Source organism: Nitrospiraceae bacterium (assembly GCA_020632595.1).
Taxonomy (GTDB): domain Bacteria; phylum Nitrospirota; class Nitrospiria; order Nitrospirales; family UBA8639; genus Nitrospira_E.
Map to the genome: position 1 here is coordinate 114,791 of JACKFF010000007.1, position 15,995 is coordinate 130,785.

Here is a 15,995-nt window from a genome sequence, read left to right on the forward strand (position 1 = left end):
ACGCTCTGTGGTGGAGTTGCGAAGGCATTGGAATTTTTGCACAAAGCTGATCGAGACTTGTTTGGCATTGTGTCTCAATTTCCCGTTCTCCTCACTGACCTGTCATTGGTACCCGATTCATTGATCGATCTGCCAGTTATGAAGCCGTGGTGCGGTCCCAAAACCGGAGGTGACGGCACAGTTCCAGGAAATTGGAGGTGCCTTTATTTCCGTCAAGCGCGATCATACCCCCGTCCATATCTGTCAACCCTGCCTTGGTAAAAAGGGGAGTCGCGGCTTCGACATATCCGATAAATTTCATATGCGCAAAGGCATCCGCTACAAAATCTCTCGCCGCCGGCTCTTTGGCCAAAGCCCGCCCTCCTTCCTCGGAGGGAAGGAGGGCGACCGCGTCATACAGGACAGATGGGCCGCCATCGATTTTTTGATCCGCTTCTATCCATGTTCCGTCGCTGGCTTCCACTCCGCCCACGCCGGGGGCCACAATCTCCATGATCGCTCCTTCCGATTTGACGGCCGCTTTGAGAGATTTCAATAATTTTATATCGACCCCGTCGGTGATGAGCACACCAAGCTTTCGCCCTTTGAAGGTCTTGGGACTATTAAGAAGAATGCTGAGCGCGGGTGACTGTTGGAGATCCTCCTGAGTCGGTTTCACGGCATCTGCGGGCGCGGGCATCTGCTGGATGCGCAAACCGTTCGCGACCGTTTTGGCCAGATCCTGGTGGATATTGAGTAAATGAGAAACCATACGATTCCGTATTTCAGGATGTTCTACTTTGCTTAATTCAAAGACTAAGGCGTTCGCAATGTGCATTTGTTCAACCTCAGTCTGACTGATATAAAATTGTCGGGCCTGGCTGTAATGATCGGCAAAGGTCTCGGAGCGAAGGCGGACCTTTGGGCCTTTGTCCTCTGCAGGATAAGACGTGAATCCTTTTTCCGGGGATTCACGCGGGCCGGCATCGTCGCCGGACCACGAATTGGGTTCATAATTGGCTCGGCCTTGTGGATTCTGCATGGCCATGTGGCCGTCCTGTTGAAAATGGCTGAAGGGGCACTTGGGCGCGTTGATGGGGATGTGCGTGAAATTCGGACTGCCAAGCCGTTTGAGCTGAGTATCGAGGTAGGAAAAGTTCCGCCCTTGTAAGAGCGGATCATTTGAAAAATCAATGCCTGGCACAATATTTTGTGTGCAAAATGCGACCTGTTCCGTCTCAGCAAAAAAATTATCCACACAGCGATCCAGAACGAGACGGCCCACCCGTCGAATCGGTAGAATTTCTTCCGGAATGAGTTTGGTGGAATCGAGTACATCAAAAGCGAATTGTTGAGCAAATTCATCATCAAAAAGTTGGAGGCCCAGTTCCCATTCCGGATAGTCACCCTGCTGAATGGCACTCCATAAATCCCGGCGATGGAAGTCCGGGTCCGCTCCGTTAATTTTTACGGCTTCGTTCCACACTACGGATTGCATCCCCAATTTGGGTTTCCAGTGAAATTTCACGAACGTTGATTTTCCCTGGCTATTGAGCAGCCGGAATGTATGCACACCAAACCCTTCCATAAAACGAAAGGAACGGGGAATGGCTCTGTCGGACATGATCCACATCACCATGTGCATACTTTCGGGTGTGAGCGATATAAAGTCCCAAAAGTTATCATGCGCGGTTTGCGCCTGCGGAAAGCCACGATCCGGTTCCGCCTTGGCGGCGTGAACGAGGTCGGGAAATTTCATGGCGTCCTGAATAAAGAACACGGGCATATTATTCCCCACAAGATCCCAATTCCCCTCTTGGGTATACAGCTTCACGGCAAATCCCCTGACGTCTCTTGCCAAATCGAAGGAACCCTTATTGCCGGCTACGGTAGAGAACCGGACAAACGCGGGGGTTTTCTCCCCTGGTCGTTGAAAGAGGTCGGCTTTGGTGACATCCCTCAGAGATTCGTAGTTTTCAAAGTATCCATGAGCCCCGAACCCGCGTGCATGCACTACGCGTTCTGGAATACGTTCATGGTCAAAATGAAATAACTTCTCTCGAAAGTGAAAGTCCTCCAGGGCGGTTGGACCCCTCATTCCGATTTTCAGCGAGTTTTGGTCATCCGCGACGGGAATACCTTGCTGAGTGGTTAATACCGGATTGGTTTTTCCGCTTGTCTGGTGCACTTCCCCTCCAGTGCCGATCTCGACAGTCCGGTCGGCATATTTCGCGGTTTTACGGGTTGAAGGAGGGGTGGATGCAGCGGATTGTTTTTTGGCCATTGGGATCGCTCCTCATCATTGATGATTTCGTGATAGATAGGTGAGTGAACATGTGACGGTTAGAGTAGAGGAGATGATAGCGAAACAATTAGAAGGCCCACACTGTTAGAAACCCTGGTAAGAGATGACAAAAACTGTCATTGCGTTACAGGAGAGTTGTACTCAAGGGTTCATGGCAGGCCCAACCTTTTGCATTTCGGGAAAAGATTTGATTAAGTGACTTGAGAGTCGGAGTTTAGATATTCAGATACAGACGCCCAAACATCTACTCCGAATGACTTGTATTGAACATTACAACCCGTTTCCATGAAGGAGGTCGAAAAGCATGATGATGCAAATTGGACAGACAATCACGGATGGCACATACCAGGCCTATCATAAGGAACAGATCCGTTCTCTCAAGGTGTCCGAATTCCGTGGCAAATGGCTGGTACTGGTATTTTATCCGGGTGATTTTACGTTTATCTGTCCAACAGAATTGCAAGAATTGGGGGAATTGTATCCCGAATTTCAAAAGCTCGGGGCTGAAGTTCTTAGCGTCAGCACCGATTCGGTCTTTGTGCATAAGGCCTGGCACGATACCTCGCCTGCCATACAAAATATTCAGTTCCCCATGGTAGCCGATCCCACGGGCCGGCTAAGCCGGGAGTTCGGAACATATCTGGAAGAGGAGGGAGTCTCATTGCGTGGGAGTTTCCTGATCGATCCGGACGGAATCCTGAAAGTGGCAGAAATCCACGACAACAGCATTGGACGAAATGGCCGGGAACTACTGAGAAACCTTCAAGCGGCAGTTCACGTCAGGGAAGGAAAAGGAGAAGTCTGTCCGGCTAACTGGAAACCGGGAGATAAGACGTTAAAACCGGGCTTGGATCTTGTCGGAAAGATTTAAGCCCCAGGCCCTGGTCAATCTTTATCTCATCAGAAACAGGCCCGGTTGGCAGTTGTGGAAAACACAGGCGTGTCATGATAAGAAAGGGTTAAGACCCTTTCCATGACATTGAATCACACCATTGTGGTTGCCAAGGACAAAGCAGTTTCGGAAGTGTTTCTGCCGGAATTAGCTGGTCTGCCGGCCCCAATCCTCTTGGGGCCCATTGCGGTGGTCCGTGTAGGAGAGACTTTCTGCCCATGGCGACATTCCCTCTCACCATTATGCTTTTCTGGTCAGCGAGGTCAAATTCGACAAGATCTTTGAGGGAATCCAGGAACGACGGCTACAGTATTGGGCTGATCCCCATCGGGAGGAGCCGAATCACATCAACGGTTGGGATAATGGACGCGGACTGTATTTCGACGATCCGAACGGCCATTTACTGGAAATCATTACCCGTCCTAATAACAGCGGTGGGACAGCCGTAACGAAACCTCATCCATTGGTAGCATCTGTATGGGATCAGGAGAGCTCTTCTGAATAGGGTCGATTTGCACAAAAGCGTAAACAGGAGCTGAGGACAACCGACAAGGGATCAATGCTCACGGATTTCACGAAATGCGGGGAATGTGACGATACCGTTTATTATGGGGCCGGTCGGTCACTTCGGACTCGCGGTCCGTGATCCCAAACGAAGTGCAAAATGATTTATCCAAGTATTGGGAATGCGTAAGGAGTCTGAATGTGAGGAAATTGTGGCAGTCAGCAACGAGTTTGTGACGATCGCTTTGTCAAAAGGCAAACCGTCCTTGAAAACAATAGGGCATATGTCAATTGATTTGCAAAATATGGACGCACTCGCGCTGGAGCATCTAAAGAAACATACGGTCAAGTTGAAGGACCCCGGAAATGATTCCGGGCCCGAATCTCCAGGCTCCCCGCATAGGGATATGGTTCCTCGATCCTGACGGCCATCCCTAAGAACTTTCTTTCCAAGGCGGCCTGAGTCCCTGGGCTAATAGGGCAAAGAAGATGAGTTGATGTTGTTGGGAGCAGTGAGCTGTCAATGAACGTGGAAGAGTTGAAATTTTGGTTTCTGGTCGCGTGGTGATGAGTACAGCAGTGGCTGGAAATATTGAAGTGCAATTCTTCCTATATTCTTCTCACGCCGTGTTCACTTTCTCGACACATGTGCAATAGCGGCGCGGGGAGTCCTGTTGATGGATGCCTGTGATGATATCGATAATGGACATTTAGGAAAGCCGCCCGCCAGATTAATCCATATCTGACTCATACGTTCCTGTGTTGTAGTACCACTATGCACATCGAAAAATTATGTCCTGTTTCTTAATTTCCTATAGGGAGAAATGATTGGATATGTAGGAAGTGTGAAGAAAGAAATGATTATGCATAGTTATTCATGTGTATGTATATTTTCTCGCGGCTAAAATTCACCGGGAAGACGTATATTTCTGAAAGGAGACGAAGATGGCGGACAAATGGGGATTATGCAAAAGCTGCCAATGGTGGCAAATCGAACCATCTGCAAAGATTGGAGATGCCACAATGGGACTCTGTATCGATGAAAACCTCCAATCGTATCGATTGTTGGTCTCCGGCAATAGCGGATGCAAACGATTCATGGAGGGTAGTCCGGCTCGAGCGGAAGGTTCCTCTTCCCGACCTCCCACTGCGGAACCCACCCGATAGCGGAACCGGGATCCTCCTGTGAAGAAGGCTGAGGAAAATTATGATGCATTCTCACGGAGTCCAAGAAGAGAATGATCCCGATTATATATGGCGATCCAAATTTCATCAGGGCGGCTATCAAAGGATGCCTTCAAACCTCTCTCATGGAAAAGGGTTCCCTTTTTTGACTTGTCATTCAGAAATGCCTGGTAGACAATATAACGGTCGTGTGCATGACCTATTCACATCCCGCTCAGGGAGTATAGGCTTGAAAAATTTGGTGATGGTCGGTTTATTGCTGTGGTATGTCGGCTTCTTTCTGGTAATGGGAAGGGCCCCTCTTGATCCTCAAAGTTGGGCCTTTGCCAATATCCTTCCTCTTCTTTTCGTTGGTGTATTAACTATTTCCTATCGGCGAATGCCTTTTTCCGGCACTTCCTATGCGCTGTTTACGATTTTCCTGACTCTGCATACAATTGGCTCACACTATACGTATGCTCAGGTCCCATTCGGACTCTGGTTAGAAGATCTATTCGAATTACCTCGTAACCATTTTGATCGTATCGTTCATTTTTGTTTCGGCTTGCTCTTTGCCCATCCCTTGTGGGAAATCTTCAGGGAAATCCCAGGCATGTCCGGAAGGATCCGCGCGGGAATGGTCCTGCTCACACTTGTCGGGCTTGGGGGATTGTGGGAAATTCTGGAATCATGGGTGACCCGAATTGTTCACCCGGAATTAGGTCTGGCCTATCTCGGTGCACAGGGAGATATCTGGGATGCCCAAAAAGATATGGCGGCCACGTTATATGGCGCGCTGCTCTGGTTGGCGTTTTTGCTGTGTTCCCGGCTATTGAAAGCATCTCGTTCATCTGGATCACAGCAAAGGACGGTGGATTTCCCGCATGCGCCTGACCACTGCAGTGACCGCCACTAACCGGAAAAGTTTCCGAGAACACACTTTTTTACACGTGCTTGTGGCTTGGTATGTGGTGCTATGGGTATTCCTTGCCATTGACCCCGTCGACCGTCATGACTGGTTCCTCGAAAATATTTTAGCGATAGGACTGATCATTGTCCTTGTCGCGACCTATCGATGGTTTCCATTATCGGATCTTTCCTATGTATTTCTCGCCATGTTTATGAGCCTTCATGCGATCGGAGCCCATTATACCTATTCAAAAGTTCCTCTGGGGTTTTGGATGCAGGAGTGGTGGGGATTAGAGCGCAATCATTTTGACCGGATCGCGCATTTTTCATTCGGGTTGTTCCTGGCTTATCCGTTGCGAGAATTATTTCTGCGTCGCGTAAATGTGAGGGGATTCTGGGCTTATTATCTTCCTATCAGCGGAATATTGGCCCTCAGTGGATTCTTTGAAATTATTGAATCGTGGGTGGTTCTTCTGGTTCGTCCGGAATTGGGAGAGGCGTATCTTGGCACTCAAGGTGACGAATGGGATGCCCAAAAGGATATGACGGTGGCGGTTCTCGGAGCATTGATCACTATCATGCTGACCTATGCACTTTCCAAGTTCGTGCCTCAAAAAACTCTTCCGTCTCCTCCCTAGCATTTCCTGATTTCCTTATGGTTCAACTGTCCATGGCCTGCTCTTTTCCGGTCCACGCGTACAGCGAAATTTTCAAGCGACCATACGGGCGCGGGCGTATAGGCCAAATATCTATCCATACTTGCCTGTTGGCTTTGGCCTTTTGTCTGATAGTTATTCCCGGGCGGTCCGTCTCCGGGGAGACAACCGATACGCCGCTTGCAGGAGAACCCCATCAGACGGAAATTTTTGGACAGGAAATTCATGTCCCTCCACGGGATCGCCGACATGTGACGGCGATCAATTTCGGCATGAATTGGATTCCGGACGGACCCAAACGGTTAGAACTTCTCCCATTCGGCGCGTTGTTTGTCTGGCGAAATTGGAAGGATGAAAATCAGCGGTTTCGGGGGACTTTTTCAGGAGTATTCAATGATATCCAGTATCAGCGTGGTCTGTCATCAACCAGCCCATGGTTTGCCGCCATGACCTTTGAAAATGTGATCATTCCATTCGGCCGATACGAATATGTAGAAGGAGAGGCTATCAAGGACGTGGAACTGGAATGGAATTATTTCTTTGCGGGGATTGGTATCGGGTATCGCACGCCCTTATCGCCGGGGGGGCAGGATAATGCGGCTGAATTTTCCTTAACGTATGAACCCGGTTACCGTTGGTTCGATCGCAGTTCAAAGACGTCCAATAATTTCATTGTGCCCCAAAATACATACGAAGGCCGAGTCCATGCCCGGCTTCGGATAGATAAATTTGAACGAAATCTTATGGAATTGCTTCATCACGGATTCGCTTTTGGAGGTGATGCCCTCCATGGACATCGTGCCCGTTGGCGTCAGTGGGGAGATCCGGCATTCGAGACCCCGGATAACCATGATGACCACACATTTATGCTTGCCAGCTTCTATGCCGCCTTGGCGGGGAAGATCCCTTTGGTCCCGACAGAGCGGCACAGACTGATTGTCACGATGTATGGCGGAATCGGGAAGAACCTTGACCGGTTTTCCACCTTCCGTTTGCCTGGGCGTCCCACGGGGTATGAATGGGAGGCGCTTTCCCGTCCTCTCATTCCGGGAGTGGCCTTCAATGAATTATTTCCGCGGAAATACGCGATTACAAATTTCACCTACCGGTATGAGGCGCTGTTTTTCTTGTATCCATATATTCGAGGAACCTGGTCCGCGATCGAACGAGCTCGTTTCAACGGTGACGGTTCCATTCGCTATCAGGTAGATATGCTGCCGGCCGTGGGAGGTGGAATCGTCAGCGGGGCTCCCTGGGGTTCACAAATAGAAATTAATTATAGTTATAACTTTGGCATATATCGTGATCGCCATGGGCCGAAGTTGGGAGGAAATAGTGTCGTGGTCTTCTGGTCCAAGCTTCTTTGAAAGTTCGGAAAAGCTCCCGTAACCATTTTTTCATCAGGATCAGAATGAGGATCTTTCACCTCTCTTTTTCTTCCGATACGGTTAGTTCCGTTCTTGCGTCGGGACCTGTGGATTGACATGCATTTCTGTTTGAACCACTCCATAGAAGATCGTCGCGAGGGACAGAATGAACAGAAAATAAAAGGCCACCCGTGCCGGTCCCACAACAGGGGTCGAAAACACTCCAAATCCAATGACCGCACAAATTCCGGCAATGATGAGTAAGGTAAAGCCGATGGTGAGCATTAGGACCTCCTTTTCTAGCCGGCAGGGAGCCGGCTTTATGAAAAAAACTTTCGCCACGGGTTCTTCTGCCCGGCCTTTCGTAAGAGAAGCATCAGATATTTATTCAGCACCGCTTCATCGCTCTTTGAAGCACTTCGGCCGTATGGAGCGCATTTCGGCCGGTCGTTTGCACGATTTGTTCGCGACAACTGAATCCATCGGCAACGACTAATTCACGTTGTGCCGCCGCCCCCCGAATCGTCGGGAGTAGAATCTGTTCTCCAATAGCCAGGGAAATCCGGTAATGCTCTTCTTTAAAGCCGAAGGACCCCGCCATGCCGCAACATCCGGAATCGAGAAGTGTGCAATCTAATCCGATGTCCTTGAAAATTTTCATTTCACTATTCATCCCCATGACAGCTTTTTGATGACAATGACCATGCACAATGGCTCGTTCATTGAGCCGCGGCCAGACAATGGGTCCTGCCTGTTTATCAAGAAATTCTCCAAACGTACATGTTAATCCGGCCAGCCGTTTCGCCTGTTCATCATTGGGAAACAATTTAAGAAGTTCGTCGCGAAAGACCGCCACACAACTGGGTTCAAGGCCAATAACGGGAATGCCGGCGGCGATATCCTTACCCAGGGAATCGATGATTTGACGCAGCAGAAGCTTGGCGGTTTTCAACATACCGAAATCATACAAGGGACGTCCGCAACAGAGAGGACGTGGGGGGATGGTGACCTCAAAGCCTATTTTTTCCAACACCTCGACAGCCGCTTTCAGTGTGTGGGGAAAAAAATAATTATTAAAGGTGTCTGGCCATAACACCACTTTGGGCGCCGCAGAATAAGAAGCAGGCCGCTTATGAAACCAGGCGGTAAAGGACTCTTTGGCATAACGAGGCATGTCTCGTTGAGGAGCAATGCCTCCGATTTTTTTGACCAGAGTCCCTAATATCGGGGCATGGGTCACGGCATTCACCACCCCAGGCATGGTGGAGGCGAGCCTTGACCACCAGTAAATGAGTCCCATGGAAAATGCGGCGCGGGGGCGGAGGCGGCCTTCATAATAGTGAGAGAGAAACTCCGCTTTATAGGTGGCCATATCCACATTCACCGGACAGTCGCTCAGGCAGCCTTTGCAGGCCAGGCACAGATCCAATGCCTCTTTGACCGCTTCGTTTCGCCAGCCGTGGCGTAAGGGATCCCCTTGTAACATTTCGAACAGCAGGTGTGCCCGTCCGCGCGTGGAATGTTGTTCCTCCCGCGTGACTCGATAACTGGGACACATCGTTCCGCCTTCCATATTCCGGCAATCTCCCACGCCGACACAGCGTAACGTGGCCCGCGGAAAGCTCCCCCTATCATCCGTATAGTGAAAATGGGTGTCGAGTTGCGGCGGATTATAGGAAGTTCCCAACCGCAGATTGTGATCCAGGGGATGGGCATCGATCACTTTTCCCGGATTCATTTTCCCATCAGGATCCCAGGCCTGTTTAAATTCACGAAACGCATTCATGAGTTCCTGGCCGAACATCTTCGGCAGCAATTCCCCCCGTGACTGCCCATCTCCGTGTTCACCTGAAAAGGACCCGTGATACCGCATCACCAGGTCGGAGGCCTCTTCGATGAAATGACGGTATGTGTCAATTCCCGCCCGCGTTTTTAAGTCGAAATTAATGCGGGTATGAATGCATCCCTGGCCAAAATGGCCATACAGCGCACACTGATACCCGTGCGCCTTCATCAGCTCGCGAAGATCCCGGAGATAATTTCCCACGTCCTTCGGTGCGACTGCCGAATCCTCCCATCCGGTCCAACTGTCATCACCGCCCGGCACTCGAGCTGTGGCCGCGAGAACAGATTTGCGAATCTTCCACACGTATTGTTCCTGAGCTTTATTATCATAGCGTTTCATGGCCGGGGCTTGAGATTGCTTGCCAAGCTCCTCCATGAGCTCCCGTGACCGGTCATCCGCTTCCTGCTGGGTGTCTCCGCCAAATTCGACAAGCAGCCATCCCCGGCCCTCCGGAAGCAAGGACAGGTTATCAACATGCAAATGGTTTTTGGTCATATCACCCACGAGCATATCGTCCAGCCCTTCCAAGCCGATTGGTTGATGCGCCAGGATGTCCATCAAATGGTCTCCGGCTTGATAGATGTCCCGGTATCCAAGGACAATGAGTGTCCGCCATGGCGGACTCTTGACGAGTCGGACCGTTGCCTCCAACACGGTGACACATGTGCCCTCGGTCCCGACTAGCGCTCGAGCGATATTGAAATCATGTTCGGGGAGTAATTGATCAAGATTGTATCCCGACACTCTCCTGGGAATGTCGGGATAGCGGGATCGAATCAGGGAGGCGTATTGGTCTCGAATGGATTGTAACCTGGCAAAGATGTCACCGCGTCGGCCTCCCTGCCGGATAATGTGGTGGAGGTCCTCTTCACGGGTTTTGCCCACGCGCATCCGCAATCCATCATAGGTGAGGATTTCCATTTCCTCGATGTTATCCACTGTTTTTCCGCCCATCAGGGCATGCACTCCGCAGGAATTGTTCCCGATCATCCCACCCAGTGTGCAGTGATCATGTGTGGAGGGATCAGGCGCAAACGTCAAATGATGCTGTTCCGCTCTGTTGCGCAGCACATCGAGCACGACACCCGGTTGCACGCGTGCACGCCGGGAGGCGGGATCCAATTCCATGATGGAATGGAGGTATTTCGACATATCCATGACGACGGCCATATTACAGCATTGGCCGGCCAGACTGGTCCCTCCACCGCGTGAGAGAACCGGGACTCCATGCCGGTGACACACGGCCACCGTCGTGATCACATCTTCCACGGTTTTAGGAATGACCACCCCGACGGGCACTTGGCGGTAATTCGATCCGTCAGTTGCATATAACGCCCGGCTTCCTTCATCGAAACGCACTTCTCCTTCAATGGAGATTTGAAGATGAGAAGACAACTCAGCTGCAATTTCCTGATAGGGGAAATGCTCCTGTCGGTTTTTTTTGACCTGAGCGGTATTCAGCATGGGCAGTGATTTGGTCAACATGAAATTTTTGTCCTTGTCTGGTGCACCTGACGAAATTCCGTATGGGATCCGCCTTGGCAGAAAATCCCCCCAACGTTCAAAGAGCAAATTGAGCGGCATCCGCCCGTTTGAATTCCAGGCCATGTCCGGCACGACTCAAATCAGGATAGAGTCTGCCGTTAATCGGAGCCGGGACACCGTCAAACAGCGTCTGTTCTATCCTGACATGATCGTGAAAATATTCGATGTGTCGCAAAGGGTGGAGCGCACAGGCCGGATGGAGGTGAAGTGACGGCGCACAATGAGCTGACAGCGGCAGAGACCGGGATTCACATAATGCTCCGACCTGTAAAAATCCGGTGATACCGCAACGCGAGGCGTCAGCTTGAAGCACATCCACACATTGGGCATCCACCATTCTTTGAAAATACGGCAAATCATATCCATATTCACCTGCAGCGATCTCAATGGATGCCGGCGCATGTGCTTTGATTGTGTTGAGCCCGTGGAGATTATCGGATGAAACCGGTTCCTCGAACCATTCAACGCCGGATTCCGCGAATAATTCAGAAAATCGCATGGCTTGTTTAACCGTATAGGCTCCGTTGGCATCGACAAAGAGGCGGGTGCCGGGTTGAAGGGCGTTGCGTGCCACGCGGACCCTGTGAAGGTCCTGGTCAGGATGACGTCCAACTTTCATTTTGACCTGCGAGATCCCCTGCTTGACCCACATTCCCAATTGATGCTCCAGCTGTTGGTCCGTATAGGAGGTAAATCCTCCACTCCCATAAATTGGAATCCCATCCTGAGCACGCCCGAATAACATGATCAGTGGAATGTTCAGCACCCTCGCCTTTAAATCCCATAGGGCCATATCCACAGCGGCGATGGCCATGGAAGCAATGCCGGGTCTCCCCATGTTCCGTATGGCCCGTCTCATGATCAGCCAACATTCGGGAATCGCCATGGCGTCATGATCTTTCAACACGGAGCACAATGTCTTTTCAATTAATATAGCCGTGGCGATGTCGGCATAGGTATAACCCCATCCTTCTCCGGCCCGCGTTCCTATCCGCACCACCACCAGCGTTGTAGAATCCCAGGTATACGTTCCATCCGATTCGGCCATGTCAGTGGGAATTTTATAAACCGAGACCTCATAGCGATCGATCCTGGTGTCAGCCTGCGGCAGAACAACCATTATTCCACCATGGTGAAATCATATTCGGACGGTAAACAGGACTTGGGAGAAGGACAAGATGATTCACATATTTCATCCTTCCACCTTGCCTGTCTGACATCGCGGCCCGGAAGCCATATGGGTCGATGGTGTAGAGCAGGAAAATGTCCATCATCCCGACCTCATCTCTCGCCCTGCCACCTCCGCCTTCACGATTTCCGCTTTCCTTCTCTTCTTTGCTTCCTCTAACAACGTGTCCAATCAAGCGTTCCCTTTCCCTTGGTTCATCTATCGGCAATCAATCCGGTCTTGTCTGTACCTTTCCTTTCAACATATTCGTGCGCAAGAGAAATGGCCGCCGCCATGGCAGGCTTGAGGGATAATGTCTGTGTCCTCATGTTTTTCATCCCATCTTCCTGTTGACAGCCTTTGGCAAACGTGACACCCATGCGAGGCTCAAAATTGATTTCTGAAAAACGATCCCCAATCAAGGTTTCCTACCTTTGGGTGGTTTTCCTTTGATTGGATTGGTGTGGCTCCTTGCCTGTATCTTCCAGGGACACCTGATCAAACATAAAATGGATAAATTCCTTATAGGGAGGAAGATTTTCTGCATCCTTTTCCTGTGAATGCGCAACGATATGGAGCTGCATGGTATCCGGATTGACATATTCGTGAGCCTGCTTCACTTGTTGTTTAATGGATTGTACGGCTTCACGGCTTGTGTTTCCTTCTTCACTACCTTCTTTGCTTGCCGTCATCAGCACCTTAAGTTTTTCCGGCTCAACAAAATGCACTTGATGTGTGGTTTCATCCCGCAAGCCTTCCGTCAACATGAAATGCGCAGGGTACTGCTTGTACAGGACATTATCATCTTTAAACACTGTCGCCTTTCCCCATCCTGCAACATAGGTTTCCACCTTGGGAAATAATGGTGCTCCTTGTCCGGTTGTCCCGTGAAGCTCCAGATCAGTGGCAATGCCGCCATCCATGAATTCAGTCTTGCCTTGGAAATCCGTCATGAGAATCGTGTAGGTATGATCCTGAGTCCGGACGATTCCCATGAGCATCCCCTTATTATCTTCTGGGTCAACATCGACCACGGCATAACTCGGGCCTACCCAAATCCTCGATCCATCGTAGCGCACGCTGTTGCCGGTTTTACCCTCGCCTCCAACCAGATAGCCTTGTTTGGCAGTAAAATGCGCATGTTTCTGAAGACCTTTTATGGATTGATGTTCTTGCCCTTTCCGTGGAACTCCATAAAAATCATGAACGACCTGAATCCATTCAGAATCGGAAATGTCCGGCCAATCTGTCTTGTCAAAACCAGGGGCGTTTTGAAGTTTCTCCTCGTTCACCGCCAATACGAGATGATTCTTGGTATCGTTAAGCCGTAAGACATTCCACGGAACCGCAAAATATTTATCTCCCAATCCTAAAAACCCTCCGAAGGACAAAACGGCGTATCCTACCGTTCCATCTTGAGCCAGAACGATTTCCTCAATTTGCCCTAATTCTTTGCCTGTTGGGTTTTTGACCTCCTTGCCTATTACATTGCTGGCTTTGAGCCCACTTTTCAGCTGACTCGCTGCCATTACCACATTCATCTGTATGAGACTACATACCATCACGACTACCATTAATTTAATCGTCTTTTTCATAATTCACCTCCTTCTCGTTTAGTGGAAGTAAAATGTTTGTTCTTGATATTGATCACGCCTTTATCATCTTCCCGGATTTTTACCATCACAATTTGTTCACGATCTCTTCAATATTCACATTTTTTAAATACGCGTCCAGAAAGAATGGTCCACGAAAAAAGGGGAAAGAAACAAAAAATTAGGACATCCTCATGCTCAAGCGACGAGACCCTCCCCCTTTCCTGGCTACGGATTTCTCCAGTATTCCGTTACACGAGTTCTCGCACCCGATCGGACAAGGCCGTCATAGCAATTTTTACTCGGTTCGGTTCGCCTCTTGCCAACGATTCAGCAAATTTGGCGGCTTGGCTCATCGTAATGTTGGCCGGCATCGGCGGCTCAAACGGATCGACGATGGCCTGTACCAATACCGGGCCCGGCGTTTGGAAGGCCTGGTCGATGATGGAACCGCAATCCGCAGGATCGTCGACCGTTAGTCCGGTTCCTCCGCATGCCTGAGCCACGAGGGCAAAGTCGATGGGATGCAGTTCGCACCCATATTCGGGGTTTCCCAGAAACACCATCTGTTCCCATTTAATTTGGCCAAGTGTATTATTTTTGATAACGAACACTTTCACGGGCAATTGATATTTGACACAGGTGGCGAATTCAGCCATGAGCATCGAAAAACCCCCATCTCCCACAAATGCGATACATTGGCGATCCGGATAGGCGATTTGGGCGGCAATCGCATAGGGTAAGCCGCAGGCCATGGAGGCCAGAGTGCCGGATACCGTGTGCTTCTGCCCTCGCTTGGCCGGGATTTGCCTGGCCCACCAGGTCGTGATCGTTCCCGAATCACAGGAAACGATGGCGTGGTCAGAAAGACGTTTGCCGAGTTCCCAAGCCACCACCTGGGGTTTCATGGGTTTGTCTTTTCGGGTTCCGCGTTCTTCCATCAATGTCCGCCATTTGGCCATTGCCGTTTGTGCCCGTTCCAAAAATTTTCGGTGTTTATTCCGTTCCAACATCGGCAAGAGCGCTTGAAGGGTTCTCCGGCAGTCGCCAACCAGGCCGACTTCCACCGGGTACCGTAGTCCGATTCGCGCCGGATCAAGATCGATCTGGACGGCTCGGGCCTGGCCGGGTTTGGGATAAAATTCCATATAGGGAAATGAGGTTCCGATGAGAAGCAGGGTATCGCAATCCTCCAGGGCCTCCTGAGAGGGCGCAGTTCCCAATAATCCGATGCCCCCCGTTGTGTAGGGACTGTCGTCCGGCACCGACGCTTTTCCCAATAACGGCTTAATAATGGGCGCTCCCAGCATTTCGGCAATGTGTTCCAGTTCATCGGTGGCTTCCAAAGTCCCGGCCCCTGCCATGATGGCAATACGTTTTCCCTCATTCAGGACATTGGCGGCTTGTTGTAAATCTGCTGCATTGGGTAATCGCGCGCCACGGGAAAAGATTTCCATCGAATGGTGAGGAGTATTGCGTTTGGAATAGCCTCTGTCTGCTTTTGAATCTTGCAGATCGACGGGAAAATTTATGTGAGCCACCCCGCGATAGCTCAGAGCGGTCCGACAGGCTAAGTCGACCACATTCTCCACATGCGTCGCGCTCATGATTCGAGTGTTGTAGACCACGACATCTTCAAAGACTCTTGTAAGATTCACATCCTGTTGGGCATGGGTATCGATCAAATCGTGAAAATGATGACCGGTAATGGCCAGTACCGGTTGTTTCTCCATTTTGGCGTCATACAAACCATTCAGAAGATGAAGCCCTCCAGGGCCTGAGGTAGCCAGGCACACGCCAAGCTTTCCCGTGTATTTGGCATACCCGCACGCCATCCAGGCCGCGGCTTCTTCGTGGCGCACCTGGATGAACCTTATGATATCTTTACGTTGACGCAGGGCTTCCATGATTCCATTAATGCCATCTCCGGGAAGACCGAATATGACCTCTACCCCCCAATTTTGAAGCTTCTCTATCAACACGTCCGCGGCGGTTTTTGTCATGTTCTGCGTTCCTCTCTGGTTTTTCCCATTTTGAAACACGCAGTCTCTACCTCGACACTGGAATA

General features: G+C 50.3%; 13 protein-coding genes. 6 read left to right on the forward strand and 7 right to left on the reverse strand.

The features are described from left to right. Positions 1 to 136 precede the first annotated feature (136 nt). Entirely contained in the window at positions 137 to 2,263 is a 2,127-nt protein-coding gene (locus H6750_13785; GenBank protein MCB9775377.1) for a catalase, read from the reverse strand. Positions 2,264 to 2,591: 328 nt separating this feature from the next. Here H6750_13785 and H6750_13790 point away from each other — a divergent pair, with 328 nt between their 5' ends. The 6 genes from H6750_13790 to H6750_13815 all read left to right on the forward strand — a co-directional run bounded on the left by H6750_13790 (position 2,592) and on the right by H6750_13815 (position 7,776). Next, a complete protein-coding gene (locus tag H6750_13790; protein MCB9775378.1) occupies positions 2,592 to 3,155 on the forward strand; it encodes a redoxin domain-containing protein in 564 nt (187 codons plus the stop codon). Positions 3,156 to 3,402: 247 nt separating this feature from the next. After that, on the forward strand, positions 3,403 to 3,681 hold the full coding sequence (locus H6750_13795) for a VOC family protein (protein ID MCB9775379.1): 279 nt from the start codon (positions 3,403 to 3,405) through the stop codon (positions 3,679 to 3,681). Between the two features lie 944 nt (positions 3,682 to 4,625). Continuing rightward, positions 4,626 to 4,847: a hypothetical protein gene (locus tag H6750_13800; protein ID MCB9775380.1), complete on the forward strand. Its 222-nt coding sequence runs from the start codon at positions 4,626 to 4,628 to the stop codon at positions 4,845 to 4,847. Between the two features lie 247 nt (positions 4,848 to 5,094). Beyond that, positions 5,095 to 5,760, forward strand: a complete 666-nt coding sequence (locus tag H6750_13805; GenBank protein MCB9775381.1) for a DUF2238 domain-containing protein — start codon at positions 5,095 to 5,097, stop codon at positions 5,758 to 5,760. Beyond that, the gene (locus tag H6750_13810; GenBank protein ID MCB9775382.1) at positions 5,729 to 6,391 is read left to right on the forward strand and encodes a DUF2238 domain-containing protein; all 663 of its coding nucleotides are present in this window, start codon (positions 5,729 to 5,731) and stop codon (positions 6,389 to 6,391) included. The genes H6750_13805 and H6750_13810 overlap by 32 nt, the downstream gene beginning before the upstream one ends. A gap of 17 nt (positions 6,392 to 6,408) precedes the next feature. Further along, entirely contained in the window at positions 6,409 to 7,776 is a 1,368-nt protein-coding gene (locus H6750_13815; GenBank protein MCB9775383.1) for a hypothetical protein, read from the forward strand. Positions 7,777 to 7,857: 81 nt separating this feature from the next. Here H6750_13815 and H6750_13820 read toward each other — a convergent pair whose 3' ends face one another. The 6 genes from H6750_13820 to H6750_13845 form a co-directional block, all read right to left on the reverse strand. Then, complete coding sequence (locus H6750_13820; GenBank protein MCB9775384.1) at positions 7,858 to 8,061, reverse strand: hypothetical protein; 204 nt, start codon at positions 8,059 to 8,061, stop codon at positions 7,858 to 7,860. Positions 8,062 to 8,164: 103 nt separating this feature from the next. Further along, the gene (locus tag H6750_13825; protein ID MCB9775385.1) at positions 8,165 to 11,107 is read right to left on the reverse strand and encodes an FAD-binding oxidoreductase; all 2,943 of its coding nucleotides are present in this window, start codon (positions 11,105 to 11,107) and stop codon (positions 8,165 to 8,167) included. Positions 11,108 to 11,183: 76 nt separating this feature from the next. After that, complete coding sequence (locus tag H6750_13830; protein MCB9775386.1) at positions 11,184 to 12,287, reverse strand: mandelate racemase; 1,104 nt, start codon at positions 12,285 to 12,287, stop codon at positions 11,184 to 11,186. A 263-nt stretch (positions 12,288 to 12,550) separates the two neighbouring features. Then, entirely contained in the window at positions 12,551 to 12,715 is a 165-nt protein-coding gene (locus tag H6750_13835; protein MCB9775387.1) for a hypothetical protein, read from the reverse strand. Positions 12,716 to 12,763: 48 nt separating this feature from the next. After that, complete coding sequence (locus H6750_13840) at positions 12,764 to 13,930, reverse strand: PRC-barrel domain-containing protein (protein ID MCB9775388.1); 1,167 nt, start codon at positions 13,928 to 13,930, stop codon at positions 12,764 to 12,766. A 248-nt stretch (positions 13,931 to 14,178) separates the two neighbouring features. After that, complete coding sequence (locus tag H6750_13845; GenBank protein ID MCB9775389.1) at positions 14,179 to 15,930, reverse strand: pyruvate oxidase; 1,752 nt, start codon at positions 15,928 to 15,930, stop codon at positions 14,179 to 14,181. Between the last annotated feature and the right edge of the window lie 65 nt (positions 15,931 to 15,995).

What these genes read in the sequence shown, in the direction of transcription:
- H6750_13785 (MCB9775377.1), bottom strand. Translation starts at nt 2,263, where the DNA reads ATGGCCAAAAAACAATCCGCTGCATCCACCCCTCCTTCAACCCGTAAA.
- H6750_13790 (MCB9775378.1), top strand. Translation starts at nt 2,592, where the DNA reads ATGATGCAAATTGGACAGACAATCACGGATGGCACATACCAGGCCTAT.
- H6750_13800 (MCB9775380.1), top strand. Translation starts at nt 4,626, where the DNA reads ATGGCGGACAAATGGGGATTATGCAAAAGCTGCCAATGGTGGCAAATC.
- H6750_13810 (MCB9775382.1), top strand. Translation starts at nt 5,729, where the DNA reads ATGCGCCTGACCACTGCAGTGACCGCCACTAACCGGAAAAGTTTCCGA.
- H6750_13815 (MCB9775383.1), top strand. Translation starts at nt 6,409, where the DNA reads ATGGTTCAACTGTCCATGGCCTGCTCTTTTCCGGTCCACGCGTACAGC.
- H6750_13820 (MCB9775384.1), bottom strand. Translation starts at nt 8,061, where the DNA reads ATGCTCACCATCGGCTTTACCTTACTCATCATTGCCGGAATTTGTGCG.
- H6750_13825 (MCB9775385.1), bottom strand. Translation starts at nt 11,107, where the DNA reads ATGTTGACCAAATCACTGCCCATGCTGAATACCGCTCAGGTCAAAAAA.
- H6750_13830 (MCB9775386.1), bottom strand. Translation starts at nt 12,287, where the DNA reads ATGGTTGTTCTGCCGCAGGCTGACACCAGGATCGATCGCTATGAGGTC.
- H6750_13835 (MCB9775387.1), bottom strand. Translation starts at nt 12,715, where the DNA reads ATGGGTGTCACGTTTGCCAAAGGCTGTCAACAGGAAGATGGGATGAAA.
- H6750_13840 (MCB9775388.1), bottom strand. Translation starts at nt 13,930, where the DNA reads ATGAAAAAGACGATTAAATTAATGGTAGTCGTGATGGTATGTAGTCTC.
- H6750_13845 (MCB9775389.1), bottom strand. Translation starts at nt 15,930, where the DNA reads ATGACAAAAACCGCCGCGGACGTGTTGATAGAGAAGCTTCAAAATTGG.